General features: G+C 72.0%; 15 protein-coding genes. 10 read left to right on the top strand and 5 right to left on the bottom strand.

Features of this window, described 5'->3' with window-relative positions:
* The first annotated feature begins 52 nt into the window (after window positions 1-52).
* The gene (locus tag OG417_RS30750) at window positions 53-1657 is read left to right on the top strand and encodes an FAD-dependent oxidoreductase (RefSeq protein WP_329235955.1); all 1605 of its coding nucleotides are present in this window, start codon (window positions 53-55) and stop codon (window positions 1655-1657) included.
* Between the two features lie 110 nt (window positions 1658-1767).
* Here the strand turns inward: OG417_RS30750 and OG417_RS30745 are convergent, their stop codons facing one another.
* A complete protein-coding gene (locus OG417_RS30745) occupies window positions 1768-3216 on the bottom strand; it encodes a sensor histidine kinase (protein WP_329235953.1) in 1449 nt (482 codons plus the stop codon).
* A complete protein-coding gene (locus OG417_RS30740) occupies window positions 3213-3968 on the bottom strand; it encodes a response regulator transcription factor (RefSeq protein WP_329235951.1) in 756 nt (251 codons plus the stop codon). Before OG417_RS30740 ends, OG417_RS30745 begins: the two co-directional genes overlap by 4 nt.
* A gap of 187 nt (window positions 3969-4155) precedes the next feature.
* On the opposite strand from OG417_RS30740, the gene OG417_RS30735 reads away from it, so the two are divergent.
* The 9 genes from OG417_RS30735 to OG417_RS30700 all read left to right on the top strand — a co-directional run bounded on the left by OG417_RS30735 (window position 4156) and on the right by OG417_RS30700 (window position 12634).
* Window positions 4156-5526 carry a ferredoxin reductase family protein gene (locus tag OG417_RS30735; protein WP_329235949.1) on the top strand — a complete coding sequence of 457 codons (1371 nt, stop codon included), beginning with the start codon at window positions 4156-4158 and terminating at the stop codon, window positions 5524-5526.
* A gap of 10 nt (window positions 5527-5536) precedes the next feature.
* Window positions 5537-6016: an FMN-binding protein gene (locus tag OG417_RS30730; RefSeq protein WP_329235947.1), complete on the top strand. Its 480-nt coding sequence runs from the start codon at window positions 5537-5539 to the stop codon at window positions 6014-6016.
* A 200-nt stretch (window positions 6017-6216) separates the two neighbouring features.
* Window positions 6217-7056 (top strand): FAD:protein FMN transferase, encoded by an 840-nt coding sequence (locus OG417_RS30725; RefSeq protein ID WP_329235945.1) that lies wholly within the window; start codon window positions 6217-6219, stop codon window positions 7054-7056.
* Window positions 7057-7222: 166 nt separating this feature from the next.
* Window positions 7223-7657 carry a hypothetical protein gene (locus tag OG417_RS54480; RefSeq protein ID WP_442875587.1) on the top strand — a complete coding sequence of 145 codons (435 nt, stop codon included), beginning with the start codon at window positions 7223-7225 and terminating at the stop codon, window positions 7655-7657.
* Window positions 7561-7959: a hypothetical protein gene (locus tag OG417_RS30720; protein WP_442875772.1), complete on the top strand. Its 399-nt coding sequence runs from the start codon at window positions 7561-7563 to the stop codon at window positions 7957-7959. Before OG417_RS54480 ends, OG417_RS30720 begins: the two co-directional genes overlap by 97 nt.
* A gap of 263 nt (window positions 7960-8222) precedes the next feature.
* Window positions 8223-8495 carry a hypothetical protein gene (locus OG417_RS30715; protein WP_329235943.1) on the top strand — a complete coding sequence of 91 codons (273 nt, stop codon included), beginning with the start codon at window positions 8223-8225 and terminating at the stop codon, window positions 8493-8495.
* 194 nt (window positions 8496-8689) lie between these two features.
* Window positions 8690-10114 carry a PrsW family glutamic-type intramembrane protease gene (locus OG417_RS30710; RefSeq protein ID WP_329235941.1) on the top strand — a complete coding sequence of 475 codons (1425 nt, stop codon included), beginning with the start codon at window positions 8690-8692 and terminating at the stop codon, window positions 10112-10114.
* Window positions 10111-10548, top strand: a complete 438-nt coding sequence (locus OG417_RS30705) for a hypothetical protein (RefSeq protein ID WP_329235939.1) — start codon at window positions 10111-10113, stop codon at window positions 10546-10548. The genes OG417_RS30710 and OG417_RS30705 overlap by 4 nt, the downstream gene beginning before the upstream one ends.
* Window positions 10535-12634 carry a hypothetical protein gene (locus tag OG417_RS30700; protein WP_329235937.1) on the top strand — a complete coding sequence of 700 codons (2100 nt, stop codon included), beginning with the start codon at window positions 10535-10537 and terminating at the stop codon, window positions 12632-12634. The genes OG417_RS30705 and OG417_RS30700 overlap by 14 nt, the downstream gene beginning before the upstream one ends.
* 126 nt (window positions 12635-12760) lie before the next feature.
* Here OG417_RS30700 and OG417_RS30695 read toward each other — a convergent pair whose 3' ends face one another.
* From OG417_RS30695 to OG417_RS30685, 3 genes are all read right to left on the bottom strand, one after another.
* Window positions 12761-13225 carry a MarR family winged helix-turn-helix transcriptional regulator gene (locus tag OG417_RS30695; protein WP_329235935.1) on the bottom strand — a complete coding sequence of 155 codons (465 nt, stop codon included), beginning with the start codon at window positions 13223-13225 and terminating at the stop codon, window positions 12761-12763.
* A 2-nt stretch (window positions 13226-13227) separates the two neighbouring features.
* Window positions 13228-15069, bottom strand: coding sequence for an asparagine synthase (glutamine-hydrolyzing) (gene asnB / locus OG417_RS30690; protein WP_329235933.1), 1842 nt, complete (start codon window positions 15067-15069; stop codon window positions 13228-13230).
* A 299-nt stretch (window positions 15070-15368) separates the two neighbouring features.
* Window positions 15369-15794, bottom strand: coding sequence for a ChaB family protein (locus OG417_RS30685; RefSeq protein ID WP_329235931.1), 426 nt, complete (start codon window positions 15792-15794; stop codon window positions 15369-15371).
* Window positions 15795-15884 lie beyond the last annotated feature (90 nt).

Here is a 15884-nt window from a genome sequence, read left to right as displayed (position 1 = left end):
GGGAGCCGCGAGCGCCGCCGTGACCGCGGTCCAAGGAAGTCTGATCCCCCCAATGGAGATTCATACCGATGCCCTCGTCGTGGGCGGAGGTCTGGGCGGCGTCGCCGCCGCACTGGCACTGCTCAGGGCAGGTTCCTCGGTGGTCCTCACCGAGGAGTACGACTGGCTCGGCGGGCAGCTGACCAGCCAGGCCGTTCCCCCGGACGAGCACCCCTGGGTCGAGCGCTTCGGCGTCACGGCCTCCTATCGCGCCCTGCGCGACGGCATCCGCGACTACTACCGGAGCCACTACCCGCTGACCGAGCGGTCCCGCGCCTGGCGGGAGCTCAACCCCGGCGCCGGCTGCGTGAGCCGTCTCTGCCATGAGCCCCGCGTCGCCGTCGCGGTGATCGAGTCCATGCTCGCGCCGTACCGCGGCTCCGGCCGGCTGCGCGTGCTGCAGCCGTACCGGCCGGTGGGCGCGGACGTCGACGGCGACCGCGTGAAGGCCGTCACCCTGGCGCACCGCGACACCGGCGCGCGGACGACCGTACGGGCCCGGATCGTCCTGGACGCCACCGAGACCGGCGAGCTGCTACCGCTGACCGGCACCGAGTACGTCACCGGCTTCGAGTCGCGGGCCGAGACCGGCGAGCCGAGCGCCCCCGACGAGGCCCAGCCGCAGAACATGCAGGCCATCTCGGTGTGCTTCGCCGTCGACCACGTGGACGGCGACCACACGATCGAGCGTCCGGCGACCTACGACCACTGGCGGGAGTACCGGCCGTCGTTCTGGGGCGACCGCCTGCTGTCATGGCGCGCCCCGACGCCCCGCACGCTGGAGCCGGTCGAACGCTCGTTCACCCCGAACCCGGATGAGGACCCGACCCAGGTGCTGGGCGACCTGCAGCGTCCCGGCGGCGACATGGACCTGTGGACGTTCCGCCGGATCGCCGCCCGGCGCAACTTCGAGGACGGCGCCTACGCCAGCGACATCACGCTGGTGAACTGGCCGATGATCGACTATTTCGACGGTTCGATCATCGATGTGCCGGACGCCGACCGGCACGTCCAGGCCGCGCGCGAGCTCTCCCGGTCGATGCTGTACTGGATGCAGACCGAGGCGCCGCGCCCGGACGGCGGCACCGGCTACCCCGGGCTGCGGCTGCGCGGCGACGTCGTCGGCGGCGGCGCCGACGGCCTCGCCCAGGCGCCCTACATCCGCGAGTCCCGCCGGATCCGTGCCCTCTACACCGTCCCCGAGCAGGACATCGCCCTCGCCGTACGCGGCGACAGGGGAGCGGTCTCCTACGACGACTCGGTGGGCATCGGGCTCTACCGGATCGACCTGCACCCCTCCACCGGCGGCGACAACTACATCGACGTGGGCTGCTCGCCGTTCGAGATCCCGTTGGGCGCCCTGATCCCGCAGCGCGTGGACAACCTGCTGGCGGCGGCCAAGAACATCGGCACGACCCACATCACGAACGGCGCCTACCGGCTGCACCCCGTCGAGTGGAACATCGGCGAGGCGGCGGGCACGCTCGCGGCGTTCTGCCTCGCGGGCGACATGCCCCCGCACGCCGTCCGCGAGAAGGAAGAGATGCTGTCGGACTACCAGAGCCTGCTCGTCCGGTGCGGCGTCGAACTCCGCTGGCCGCCGGTGACCGGCTACTGACGACGGGCGCGAGCGCGAAGTCGCGGTGATCCGGGGCCGACCCCCGCCCGCACCTGAAGGTCGAGCGCCGCATGGGGCATCCTGGGAGGCCGCGCGTTCCAAGCCGTGGTTCACGGCGAAGAGGGCGCGCCCCGGGGCAGCCGGATGCGGAAGCGGGTGTCCCCGGGTTCGCTGGTGAGGCCGACCGTCCCGCCGTGCGCCTGGACGACGGCCGACACGATCGCCAGCCCGAGTCCGGTGCCGCCCGCCTTGCGCGACCGCGAGCCGTCCCCGCGGGCGAACCGCTCGAAGACGTCCTCGCGCAGCCCGGCCGGGATCCCGGGGCCGTCGTCGAGCACGTCGAGGGTCACCACGCCGGCCGGATCGGCGGGGCGGAGGCGTACGGTGACCTCCGTCCCGGCCGGCGTGTGAGCGTGGGCGTTCCCGAGGAGGTTCGCGACGACCTGCTGGAGCCGGAACTCGTCCCCGTACACCGTGACCGGCTCCTCCGGCAGGTCCAGCGACCAGCGGTGGCCGGGCGCGGCGGCGTGGGCGTCGCTGGTCGTGTCGATGGCCATCCGGGTCAGGTCGACCGGCTCGTGCGCGAGCGGTCGCCCGGCGTCGAGCCGGGCCAGCAGCAGCAGGTCGTCCACGAGATGTCCCATGCGCGCGGACTCGGACTCGATGCGGTACAGCGCGCGTTCGACGCGTGAGGCGTCCCGGCGGGCCAGCTCGGCGTGGCCCCGGATCGTGGCGAGCGGGGTGCGCAGCTCGTGGCTGGCGTCGGCGATGAACCGGCGCAGCCGGTCCTCGCTCGCGTGCCGCTGCGCCAGCGCCGACTCGACGTGCTCCAGCATGTGGTTGAAGGCCGTGCTGACCTGCCCGACCTCGGTCTCGGGGTCGGTGCCGGGCACCCGCGCGGGCAGCGCCACCTCCCCGCTGGCCAGCGGCAGCTCGGCGACATGCGCGGCGGTGGCGGCGACGCGGCGCAGCGGCCGCAGCGCGAGCCGTACCAGCGTGGACACGGCGAAGGCCGACGCCACGAGCACGGCGCCGAACACCAGGACCTCGATGAGCTCCAGCCGGCCGAGCACGTCGTCGACACGGCGCAGCGGCAGGCCGGTGACCAGGACGTCGCCGTCCCGGCCCGGCGTGGCGATCACCCGGTACTCGCCGAGCGACTCGAGCCGCAGGGTACGCGGACGGGCGTCGGCGGGCAGCCCGGCGATACGGGCGGAGTCCGTGGCGGGCAGCGCGACCCGGCCGCTCTGGTCGCTCACCACGCCGCACTCGGTGACCCGGCCGCCGGCGATGCGCGCCCCGAGCGTGCCGACGGACTGGCCCTCGACGTCGCCGAGACCCCGCTGCCGGTGGTGCTCCAGGCTGACGGCGTACCGGTCGCCGGCGGCGGCGAGCTGCTGGTCCAGCCGGTTGACCAGGAATCCGCGCAGGGACAGCGTCGTCACGACCCCGACGACGCCGCAGGCGAGGGTGAACAGCAGCAGCGAGCCCACGATGAGCCGGCCCCGCAGCGTACGGACGCGGAGACGGGCCACCAGGGCGCGGAGGCGGGAGGTCATGGGGTGGGCGGCCGGAGGACGTAGCCCACGCCGCGGACCGTGTGGATCAGGGGCTCGCGGCCGGCGTCGATCTTCTTGCGCAGGTAGCTGACGTACAGCTCGACGACGTGGGCCTGCCCGCCGAAGTCGTAGTTCCACACCGCGTCGAGGATCTGCGCCTTGGGCAGCACCCGGCGCGGGTTGCGCATGAAGTGGCGCAGCAGGGCGAACTCGGTGGCCGTCAGTTCGACCGGCTCGCCGCCCCGGCTGACCTCCCGCGCCTCCTCGTCCAGCGTGAGGTCGGCGACGGTGAGGATCTCACCGCCTCGCGTCCGGGCCCGCCCGGACCGCCGGAGCAGGCCGCGCAGGCGGACCAGCACCTCTTCCAGGCTGAACGGCTTGGTGACGTAGTCGTCTCCGCCCGCGGTGATGCCCGCGACGCGGTCCTCGACGGAGTCGCGCGCGGTCAGGAAGAGCACGCCGACGTCCGGGTCGGCCTCGCGCAGCCGGCGCAGCACCTCCAGGCCGTCGGAGTCGGGGAGCATCACGTCGAGCAGGACGGCGTCCGGCCGGAACTCCCGTCCCACCCGTACCGCCTCGGCCCCGTCGCCGGCGGTCGTCACCTCCCAGCCCTCGTAGCGCAGGACGCCGGCCAGGACCTCGGCGAGGCTGAGCTCGTCGTCGACGACCAGCACCCGTACGGGCGACCCGTCGGGACGGGTCATGAGCGGGTGGCGGGCGGCCGGCGTACCGGGGGAGTCGGGGGTTCTCATCGCCACCTACGCTGCACGCTGCGGATCTGCCGAAGATGTGAATTGTCTCAGAAGATCGTGTGAAGCGGATACATATCCGCAGGTCACGGCCTTTTCAGTGGAGACACATACACCTTTCAGAAAAATCCTTCAGGTACGGACCCGAGAGTTGAACCCCGAACGACCGACCGACGGGGGGGAAGACTTCGTGGCCACTCTGGACGAGCGCAGAGCCGTACGCGGCCCGCATGCCCATCGGCCGCCGGTGCGCGCCCGGCCGGAGCACGTCCTCGGGCCCATCGCGCTGGGAGGGGCCGCCGTGATCGCCCTGTGGTGGCACGACACGCCCGCCATCACCGGGTTCGGCGACTGGCTCACCAACGCGGGCCGCGTCACCGGTCTGCTCGCCGGGTTCGCGGCCGTCGTCCTGGTGGCGCTGATGGCGCGGATCCCGGCGCTCGAACGGGGCGTGGGCACCGACCGGCTCGCGCGCTGGCACGCGATGGGCGGACGCTACATGGTCGGCCTGGTCGTCGCGCACGCCCTGCTCATCATCTGGGGGTACGCCGTCACCGCGCACACCGGCGTCGTCCACCAGACGAAGACGCTCCTGGTGAGCTATCCGGACGTGCTGATGGCCACCGTCGCGGGCCTGCTCCTGGTCGGCGTCGGCATCGTGTCCGCCCGCGCCGCGCGGCGCCGGATGAACTACGAGACCTGGTACTACCTGCACCTGTACACCTACCTGGCGATCGCGCTGGCGTTCAGCCACCAGTTCGCGACCGGCGCCGACTTCATGACGAGCCGGCCGGCCCGCGTCCTGTGGTCCGCGCTGTACGTGGCCGTGGGCGCCCTGCTGCTCTGGTACCGGTTCGTGACGCCGCTGCGCCGGGCCCTCCGGCACCGGCTGCGCGTGCACGGGGTGTACGCCGAGGGCCCCGGGGCGGTCTCGGTGTGGATCCGGGGGCGGCACCTGGACGAGCTGCGCGCCGAGGCGGGCCAGTTCTTCCGGTGGCGCTTCCTCACCCGCGAGCTGTGGTGGGCCGCCAACCCGTACTCGCTGTCCGCGCCCCCGGCCACGGACATGCTCCGCATCACCGTGAAGACGTTCGGGGAGCACAGCGGAGCCCTGAGCCGGCTGCGGCCGGGCACCCCCGTCTTCGCGGAGGGGCCGTACGGGGCCTTCACCGCCGGCCGGCGCCGACGGCGGAAGGTTCTGCTGCTGGCCGGCGGTGTCGGCATCACCCCGATACGCGCGCTGTTCGAAACGCTCCCGGCCGTGCCCGGCGAGCTCACCCTGATCTACCGGGCGACCGAGTGGGCCGACGTCGTCTTCTCCGACGAGCTGCTGCGCATCGCCGAGTCCCGCGGCGCGGCCCTGCACTACCTGGTCGGGTCGCGAAGGGACCTGGGCCGCGATCCGCTGTCGCCGGCGGTCCTGACCCGGATCCTGCCCGACCTCGCGGCCCACGACGTGTACGTCTGCGGGCCGGACGGCATGACGACGGCGGCCAGGGCGGCGCTGCGCCGGGCGGGCGTGCCGCGCCGCCACATCCACCACGAGTCATTCGAGTTCTGAGGGGCCGACCATGAAACGAGCCGTCCTCGCCGTCATCGGCACCGTCTGCGGGCTGGTGCTGCTGCTCAGCTTCAAGACCCACCCGGCGGCCGGAACGGGCGCCATCGCCGGCGCCGGGGCGGGCGCCGACCCGGGCACCGCCGCCACGCCCGCGCCGAGCGAGAGTGCCACGTCCACACCGAGCGCCGGCTCCGGCGGCGGTGACAGCGGCAAGAGCCGTACGGTCACCGGAGACACCGTCGACACCCGCTGGGGCCCGGTTCAGGTCGAGGTCACACTGGACGACGGCAGGATCACCAAGGTGCGGGCGGTCCAGCTGCCGAGCGACAACCCGCGCGACCTGGAGATCAACGACTTCGCGGTGCCGCAGCTCGAACAGGAGGCGCTGTCCGCCCAGAACGCCCGGATCGACATGGTCTCCGGCGCCACCTACACCAGCCAGGGCTACATCCAGTCGCTGCAGAGCGCCCTCGACAAGGCGGGCACGTGACCGAGCGGAGTGAGGGAACCGGTGAACACGGCACCGTGGTCACGGGCCGACGAAGGAGGTTCCGTGACCTCGTGCTGCGAGGGAGTCCGGAGGCACAGCATCGTGGTCGCGAGGCCGACGGAGCAGGTTCCGTGACCGGGCGGAGCGAGGGAGCCGGGGGCACGCTCCCCGTGGGCACTCCCTCCGACGAAGGAGGACTCGTGATCCCCCGACGGCGCGCCGAGCCGTGCATGGGCACGGTCTTCTCCTTCGACCTGAGGCCGCCGTACCCTCCGGACGGGACGCTGGAGCGGGTCATCGCCTGGCTGCACCGGATCGACGCGACCTTCTCCACCTACCGGCCGGACAGCGACATCAGCCGTCTCGGCCGCGGAGAGATGCGCATCGGCGACTGCGGGCCGGAGGTCGCGGAGATCCTCGGCCTGTGCGAGGAGCTGGCCGAGGTCACCGGCGGCTGCTTCAGCGCGTACGCCAGGGGAGAGCTCGACCCCTCGGGCGTGGTGAAGGGCTGGGCGATCGAGCGGGCCGGCGCCATGCTGGACGAGGCCGGCTGCCCCCGGTACAGCGTGGGCGGCGGAGGCGACATCCGGCTCGGGCACGCGCCGGAGCCCGGCCGTCCCTGGCGCGTGGGCATCGCCGATCCACGGCGTCCCGGGGCACTCGCCGCCGTCCTCACCGGACGGGACATGGCCGTCGCGACCTCGGGGACGGCCGAGCGCGGCGCGCACATCCTCGACCCGCGCACCGGCCGGCCGCCGGACGGCGGACTCGCCTCGATGACCGTGGTCGGGCCGAGCCTCACACTGGCCGACGCCTACGCGACCGCGGCGTTCGTCATGGGAGAGGGAGCCCGCGCGTGGGTCGAGGACCTGCCCGGCTACGAGGCGTTCGCCGTCGGCGCGGACGGGTGTACGTGGGCGACGTCCGGCCTGGGGACCGGCGACGGCGGCCCGGCCGGGGCCGACCGCCCGCGTGGACGGGAACCGCGCCCCGTGGGCTCTCGGCCGTCCGCGACCCTCCGGCCCGTGGCGGACCGGTGACGACGCACGGTACGGCGGGCGGCGTCACTTGGCCGGGATCAAGAGACGGGCGAGCGTGCGGCCGCCGATGATCGCGGCGTCCGCCCCGCACCCCGGGGTCGGTGGCGGTGATCGAGGGTAGGACCCACCTCGCCCCCACGCGTACGGGGGAGGGGAGCCACGGTCCATGACCCGCCCCTGCGGTCACTCTCCCCGACGAAGGAGGGCTCATGACCGCGGAGGAGCGGCCGGACGGCGCCGGACCGCCGCCGATCACGGATCCGCGGCCGGCGCTGGAGCGCCTGAGAGGGTTCCCCGGTCAACCGGTCGGAACCGATCGTCCGGTGGACCCGAACGCGCGACTCGCCGGGTCTACAAGCGGGTGGGCGCCGGCGGGACCGTGGCGCGCCCCACACGCGTCGGACCAGCGATGATCTTCAACGGCATCGTGGGACACCCCGGCGCACGCGTGCTGGTGGGCCTGATGGCGAGCCGCGAGCGGGTGGGCATCCTGCTGGACATGCCATCCTGGCCGTCCTCAAGTGCGCCAAGAGCAGTGCCTTCGACGACGGCCGGGCGTGGCAGGCCGCGCTGGTGGCGTTCGGGGTGTACGCGGAGTTGAAGAACGTCATTCTCATCGATCGGGACGTCGCCGTCTTCGACACCGACGACGGGCTGTGGGCGATGCAGACCTGCATGCAGGGCGACGTGGACATCATCACCATTCCCGGTGTCGCCGGCCATGTGCTCGATCCCATCCAGGGGCCCGACTACAACCCCGCACTGCCCGCCCTCGGCACCACCGCCAAGACGATCTTCGACGCGAGCGTGCCGTTCCGGCTCGCCGCCGCCTTCGAACGCGCGCGGTTCGAGGACGTCGACCCCCGGCCGTACGCGCCGGAGCTGGACCTGCCGTACGCCTGACCGCCCGCTCGGCCCCTGGAGCCCACGAAGCCTTTATGGGGCATTTGCGAAGTTCGGCGAGTGCTCGGATATGCATTTTGCATATCGGATGTTTCCTTTATTGACCACGACCGGGCCGATTTCCGATAATCAATTCCTGGGGCGTGTTCTCCCGGTTATATTGACAACCCCTTCCCGACTCGGCCGAACGCCCGACGCCTGCGACTCGCGGGCCCGCCGTAAGAAGGACAATGCAGCTGATCCGTTCAGTCAGGACCGGAGAAGTGCTGACGCTGCAGTTTCTGCTGATGACGATCGGCGCGGTGATCGGAGTGGCGCTGCTGGGCGTGTCACTCGTGGTCGACCTCGCCGGGCTCAACCAGCCGGAGACGCCGCGGATGCCCACCGGGTACCCGACGCCGCTGCCGTCGATGCCCTCCAACTTCCCGTCCGGCCTTCCGTCGAACCTTCCGTCGAATCTCCCCACCCTGCCGTCCATGCCGTCCATGCCGTCTCTGCCGACGGACCTGCCCACCGTTCCCGGGAGCGCTCCATGATCCCCGGCCCGCCGGCCGCCCGACCGGGTCCCGGCGGGCCCGGCCCAGGCGGCCCACGCGGCCCCGGGGGCCCAGGCGGCGGTCCCGTGGGTCCCGGCGGCCCCGGCTGGGGTCCCGCGGGTCCCGGTGGCCCTGGGAGTCCCGAGGGCGCGGGCCGTCCCGCCGCGGGTGGGCGGATCCGTGACGACTCTCTGGTGCGGGCGCGCGCGCTCCTCATCGCCCGGCTCGCCATCGCCCTCTACCTCGTCGAGCTCCTGCTCAACCTGACCCGCCCGCACGTGCTGCGCGGCGAGCCCACGCTGTCGATCTTCCAGAGGCTGCCCGGCGGGTCCGGCTCGCTCGGCCGGCTGCTCTCCATGCCCCGCGCCGTCTTCTGGGCCGTGCTGGCCGGCATCGTGGTGGGCGCGGTCATCCAGGGCGTGGTCCTCATCACCCGCCCCCAGGGCCGCCGCGCGGTCACCGCGACCTGGGCGATCCTGGTGGCGCTGCTGGGACCGTTCTCGCTGATCTCCCTGGCCGCCGCCGGGGCGTTTCCGCTGGTCGCCCTCTTGTGCCTGCCCAGCACCGCGTTCGTGCTGTGGCTGCTGCACCACGGCCAGCGGTTCGCGCGGGTGCCGCTGCCGATGCTGCTGGCGGCGTTCGGCTGGGGCGCCCTGATCGTGTTCGGCCTGGGCCGCGCCTACACCGGCCTGGCGTTCGGCACCCTCAACGGCTACCTCGCCAAGGGTACGGGCACCGACCTCAGCCGGCAGCTCTCGACCCAGTACCGCCTGCTCGACATCGGGGTGGTGCACCTCGCCGCCGTGGACACGCTGATCACGGCGGCCGGCGTCCTGCTCCTGCTGCTCCTGTTCCGGCATCGCGTCACCGACGCGCTCACCGGCCTGATCCTGGGCGCCGCCGCCGGGCTCGGCTACAACTTCGTGGAGAGCGTCCTGCTGGTCAAGCTGTACGGCTCGCTGAGCATGTTCACCGGCGCGACCAGCGGCTTCGAGTACTGGATCCGGCAGTCCATCGGCCTGCTCGGCGGGCAGGTGACGTTCGGCGCGCTGGCGGGGGCCGGGCTCGGCATCGCCGCCCGGGCGCCCACGGTCCGGGCCCGGCGGCTCGTCGCGGGCGGCGCGCTGGTGGCGGCGATCGGCGGCGCGGTGGCCGCCGAGACGCTCTCGGCCTGGATCTCCCATCTGACCTCCGATCACGTCGACGTCGGGGGAGCCGCGGACACCCTGGTGATCTCGCCGTTCCTGTGGCTGCTGCCGCAGGCGCCGTTCATCGTCGTGGTCTTCATGCTGCTGGTGACCGGGTGGCGCGAGCGTGCGGCGGCGGCACGCGACTGCGTGGCCGCCGAGGCGGCGGAGGGCGTGGCCATCACCAAGGCCGAGGCGTCATACCTGGCCGATCCGGCACTGCGCTTCTGGGCGCTGGTGAACACCTGGCGCTGGTACGGCCGCGCCACGGCGCTGGCGCTGTACCGCCTGCAGTCCGCGCAGCTCGACCTGGCCGCCCGGCGCCTGGAGCCGCAACGCGCCGACGACGCCGCGAGCCGTGAGGAGGGTGACCGATTGCGTACGAAGGTCGCGAGACTGAGGACGCCCACCGCCCCGGCGGTGACACCGTGACCGCGGCGCGCCGTGCGACGGGCGTCGCCGCGGGCGCGTTCCTGCTGGCCTGCCTCGTGCTCCCGCTGTCCGCGCCGCCCGCGTCGGCGTGCAACGTCGGCTACGTCTACAAGCCGACGATGAGCCTGAACAAGCCGCACATGGGCCTCCGCAAGCCGTGCTCCACCCGGACGTCGATGGCCGGAGTCGCGATGGTCGTCATGCTGACGGCCGGCGCCCTGGCCGCCGCCGGCGTCCTGGCCCTGCGCAAAGGGGAGAAAACGACGCGGCGCCCCGCGCCGCCACCGGCCCCCGGACCGGGGCGGTTCGGGCAACCGGCGGCGGGCCCGCCCCCGGCCCTCGCCGGCTACCTGCGGGCCACCGGCCTGCTCGCGGCCGCTCCGCCGTACCCCGGTCCGTACCCGGCAGGAGGAGGTCACGGTGCGCACCCGTAGCCCTCGCCGTACGGCGGTCCTCGCCGCGGCCGTCATCACGCTCGCCTCCGCGGCCCCCGGCGCGTTCGCGCCGCCGCGCGCCGCGGGCTCGGCCGCCACGGCGGCCGTGGCGGACGAGGATCCGAACGCGATCGTCCAGCGCATCGACGCCGACCTGAAGGCCAACGACTTCGACGCGGCCGACGAGGAGATCGCCAAGCTCAGGAGCCTCTGGGCCAAGGCGCGGCAGGACACCACGTCAAGGGGCCAGCAGGCCGCGAACAGGCTGCAGGGCGTGATCGACCAGCAGGCCCGGCGGGTCGTGGACGCGAAGATCGACTATGCGCTGCGCCAGTCGACCGCCACCAAACAGCAGGGCGAACGCTACTGGGAGGCCGTCATCGCCGGTGCGATCCGCCCCCAGGTCATCGGCTTCAACCAGAAGTTCCGCGAGTCGCCTCTGGACAGGCAGCGCAGAGCGCAGCAGGGCGACACGGCGAACCGCGACGCCGAGATCGACGTCGAGACGGCGACGGCCATCGTCGAGGTGACCGTCGGTGAGGGATCCGGCAAGGCCACCCAGATCCTGGGCACCCCCAGCCGCTTGGGCCTGCGGAACAACCCACTCGCGAATCCGGCCGGCAAGCCCGTCATCCTCGTGGCTCCCAAGGGGCTCAAGTCCCAGCTGGCCGACCGGCTCCGGCTCGCCGGCGTCAAGATCGTCAACAACCAGACCGAACTGCGCGACGCGCTGGCCGCTCTGGACAGGAAGCGACAGGCCGCCAAACGGCAGAAGAAGGAGCAACTGCGGGCCAACCTGGGCCTCAACTGCCCCGGCGGCGAGAAAAAGGAGAGCATCGGCGGCATGATGGCGCGGGGCGTGCCGGCGGCCTCCGCCGCTGACTGCTCGGGCGACGACGGGCTCTCGCACGCGCTCGACTCCAAGGACCTGGGCGGCGTGGACTTCTCCACCCTGGAGCTGCGCTACCTGTCCGACAGCCCGGGATCGGTGAAGTACTCCTTCTCCGCGAGCCCGGCCGCTCCCGGCGCCGAACAGAACCCGCTCGCCGCCCTCGACGCGGCCACGACGAGCACGGCGGACCTGCGCACCTGGCTGGTGCTGAACCCGAACAAGTTCTGGGTCAACCTCAACCCCACCGAGCCCGACCGGATCATCGACCCCGCTCTGGGCGAGACGAACGCCGGGCGCGCGCTGCTCGACGCCGACCTGGCGATGAAGCGCACCGAGGGCAGGCTGCTCAACCCCAAGACCGCGCTCGGCGAACGCTACTGGAACGCGCTCCTCGGCTCGGCGAAGAAGACCTGCTACACCTCCCGGATGTGGATCGTGCCCGGCGACGTCGAGGTCCGCGAGGACGGATCGTCGCTGTACGTCATCAAGGCGTCTCTCAACGTCAAGGCCAAAACGGACCATCTCAGCGGCAACTACGCCTGCCCGTCGGACCCGGCGGCCGACGCGCGGAACGAGCGGCTCGAGCAGACGCTGGTGGTCCCCAAGATCGTCGAGGCGGTCAACACGGCGCCGGAGTACGCTCCGATCCGCCGCGCCTTCCTGGCCCGTGTGGTGGCCGAGTGGATCCGGCAGCGCCACCAGGAGGGTCACCACACGTCGTTCGACAAGCTGATCGACTCGGGTGACATCGGCCCGGCCAAGCTCACGAACGGCTGGCGGCCCCGCCAGGTGTTCGACGATTACGTCCACTCGATCCAGCGCGGGGAGTTCACCTACCGGCACACCGTCCACGAGGGCCGGGGCGTCGTCACGTACAAGATGACGCTCGGCGGCGTGGACTTCAGCCGGCTCGACCCCACCCGGCTCAGCGCCGCGCAGATGCGGCAGCGGCAGCCGGGGCTGCCGCAGACCGTCAAGGCGTCGGGGACCCGTCCGGCGACGGCCTCGGACGGGTCGATCTGGCTGGGGGAGAGCGCCGGGTCGTCCGGCGGCGGGCTGTGGTCCCGTACGACCGGCACGCTCGCCTCCTTCGCGACCGGGCGCACCGGCCTGGCGATCCTCATCGTGGTCGCGCTGGCCGTGGTGGCCTTCGGCATCCGCGGAGGCGCGGGGCGCCGACGGCAGGAGCCATGACCGAGCGGAGCGAGGGAATCCTGGGCGCGTCCCCGGGTGGTCACCCTCTCCCGACGTAGGAGGGCTCATGACCGAGCGCGGCGAGGAAATCAAGGACGCGCCCCTGTGGTCGCCCGCCCCGACCCGTCAGGTGCGGGGGAGCGGTGCCTCGTCGTGGGCCGGCAGGTCGGCGAGGGTGTCGAGGACGGGCCCGGCCGCGATCACCAGGCGGGCGTCGTCCTCCGGGAGCTCCGCCATCAGCGTGGCGAGCACCTCGGCCTCGCCGTGCGCCAACGACCGCAGCACGGTCAGGCCCGCCGGGGTGGCGGCCACGCGGGTCGCGCGGCCGTCGGTGGGGTCGGCCTCGCGGTCGACGAACCCGGCCGACCGCAGGCCCGCCACCACGGTCGTGGCGGTCGGCTGGGAGCACGGCACGCGGCGGGCGATCTCGCCGATCCGCAGCGGGCCGTACTGGTTGAGCAGGGCGAGGACGATGAGCTGCGTCGGGTGCACTGTGCCGTTGTGACCAGTACGCCGCAGGCGGCGCATGAGGCGGTGCATCGCGATCACGACGTGCAGCGTCTCGTCGGCGCTCACCGTCCTCGCAGTCATGCTCAGGATAGTTTCAGCGTCGGTTTGTACATGTCCAGCCACAAGGCCAGGTCAAGCGCGCGTTCGAGACCGTGTCGAGACTCCTGCGTGATCTGCGGCGTGTCGACCTCGACCGCACGGGCGAGCCAGTCGCGGCTGACGATGTCGAACACCGGGTGGCCCGGCGCCGACAGGTACTCCCGCGCGTTGTCCTGCAGCTTCACCGCGTACTTGGGGTCCTGGGTGGACGGGTACGGCGACTTGACCCGCTCCGCCACCGACTGCGGCAGTACGTCGCGGGCGGCGCCGCGCAACAGCGACTTCTCCCGGCCGTCGTAGGTCTTGAGGGACCACGGCGTGTTGTAGACGTACTCCACCAGGCGGTGGTCGCAGAACGGCACGCGCACCTCGAGGCCGACCGCCATCGAGGCGCGGTCCTTGCGGTCGAGCAGGATCCGCACGAAGTGGGTCAGGTGCAGGTAGCAGACCTTGCGCATCCGCCACTCGAACTCGCTCTCGCCGTCGAGGCGCTCGATGTCGGCGATGGACGTGTCATAGGCGTTCTGGACATAGCGCCGCAGGTCCATGGCCTTGGCCAGGTCGGGCGCGAGGATGTCGCCGTCGTTGACGAAACGGTTGGCGAACCGCACGAGCCAGGGGAACGTGCTGGCGCGCTGGGCCTCGGGGTCGAAGAACTGCTGGTAACCGCCGAACACCTCATCGGCCGACTCGCCGGACAGCGCCACCGTCGAGTGCTCACGGATGGCCTTGAACAGCAGGTACAGCGAGGCGTCCATGTCGCCCATCCCGGCCGGGATGTCACGAGCCCGGATGACCTTGGAGCGTACCTCCGGGTCGGCGAGCTGGTCGGAGTTCAGGACGATGTCCTGGTGATCGGTGCGGGACAGCGCCGCGACGTCGTGCACGTACGGCGTGTCCGGCGTGGCGCGCAGGTCGTCGGGGATGAAGTTCTCGGTCTGGCCGACGAAGTCCACGGCGAAGCTGCGGACGGTCTGACCGACCTCGGCGAGTTGCTTCGCGGCGATCGCCGTCATCGCGGACGAGTCGAGCCCGCCGGACAGCAGGGTGCACCGCGGCACGTCGGAGACGAGCTGGCGGCGGACGATGTCCTCGAGCAGCTCGCGCACGTGGGCGACCGAGGCGGCCTGGTCGTCGGTGTGCTCGGTGGTGCGCAGCGTCCAGTAGCGGGTGGTGCGCAGGCCGTTCGCGCCGACGGTGACGATGGTGCCCGGCTCGACCTCGCGCATGCCCTCCCAGATCGCGTGGCCGGGCGTCTTGACGAACGCGAACAGCTCGTGCAGGCCGTCGAGGGTCAGGGTGCGCTCGGCGAGCGGGTTGGCCAGGATCGCCTTGGGCTCGGAGCCGAACAGCACGCCGTCGGCGGTCTCGTAGTAGTAGAACGGCTTGATGCCCATCCGGTCGCGGACCATGACGAGCCGGTTCTCCCGGGAGTCCCAGATCGCGAAGGCGTACATGCCGTTGAGCCGCTCGGCGAACGCGTCCCCCCATTCGAGGTAGGCGCGCAGCACGACCTCGGTGTCGGAGTCGGTGCGGAACCGGTGTCCACGGCCGGTGAGCTCGTCGCGGAGCTCGGTGAAGTTGTAGGCCTCGCCGGAGTACACCATCACGACCGGCCCGTTCGGGGTGTCGACGCTCATCGGCTGCCGGCCGCCCGGCAGGTCGATGATGGCCAGCCGCCGGTGCCCGAGAGCGGCGTGATCGGTGATCCAGGTACCCCGGTCGTCCGGACCGCGGCAGGCCATGGTCTCGGTCATCGCGTCGACAGTGGCGCGTTCGGCGCGCAGATCACGCTCGAACGACACCCACCCGGTGATTCCACACATACAACCTCCAACAGGCAGTCGATCCCATACGGCGCGTAGCTCGATGATCACCTTCCGCCAACTTGTATTAGCGAACTATATAAATTTCATGTTACATGCTCCTCACAAGCCGAGTCACGCCCAGTGATGTGGCTGGTGAAGAGAGGCCTCCATGAGCCGGGATCGACCAGAAAACATGCCGAGGGGTTCGGGGTCGGCGAGGCGAATGTGACGGATCTGGCGAATCGCGAAGCGGATGGACTCGTGCCGGGGCGCCGTCGTCGGCGCGGACCGGCGTGCCGGGTCGCGTACGGCCGCGGTCAGGAGCGCGCGCTGGCGGTGGCGCGGTCATTGGCCTTCTGCAGAGCCTGGACCAGCTCGCCCTTGCTCATCCGTGACCGGCCGGGCACGTCCATCCGCCTGGCGAGGTCGTACAGGTGCTCCTTGGAGGCGTTCGCGTCGACGCCGCCGGCCGACGGCAGCGACGTGTAGCGTCCGCCCGCGGACTGCTCGTCCGAGGGGCCTTTGGCGCCCTTGTTCTTGGGCTCCCAGTGATCGCCCACCTTCTCGTGCGTGTGCTTGAGCGCGCCGTACGCGACGCGGTGCGCCCGCTGTCCCTCGCCGTACTGCGCGACCGCGGAGTCGTGGGCCTTGGCGAACGTGCGCTGGGCCTTCGCGTCGGACCGTTTGATCGTGTCGGGCAGTTCGCTCGGCTTGGCGGTGCCCTTCCTGGTCGTCTTGGGCATGTCTCCTCCCTGACGTCATGGGGGGGCTCACCGCAGGACCTACCCAGCCGAAGGCGCCCGCACCAGGGCATTCGCGGATATATGGCCAGA

This window comes from Actinoallomurus sp. NBC_01490, assembly GCF_036227085.1.
In the GTDB taxonomy this organism is placed as follows: Bacteria; Actinomycetota; Actinomycetes; order Streptosporangiales; family Streptosporangiaceae; genus Actinoallomurus; species Actinoallomurus oryzae.
Note: the sequence above shows the minus strand (reverse complement) of the source record. Positions and strands in the feature narration are given on the sequence as shown.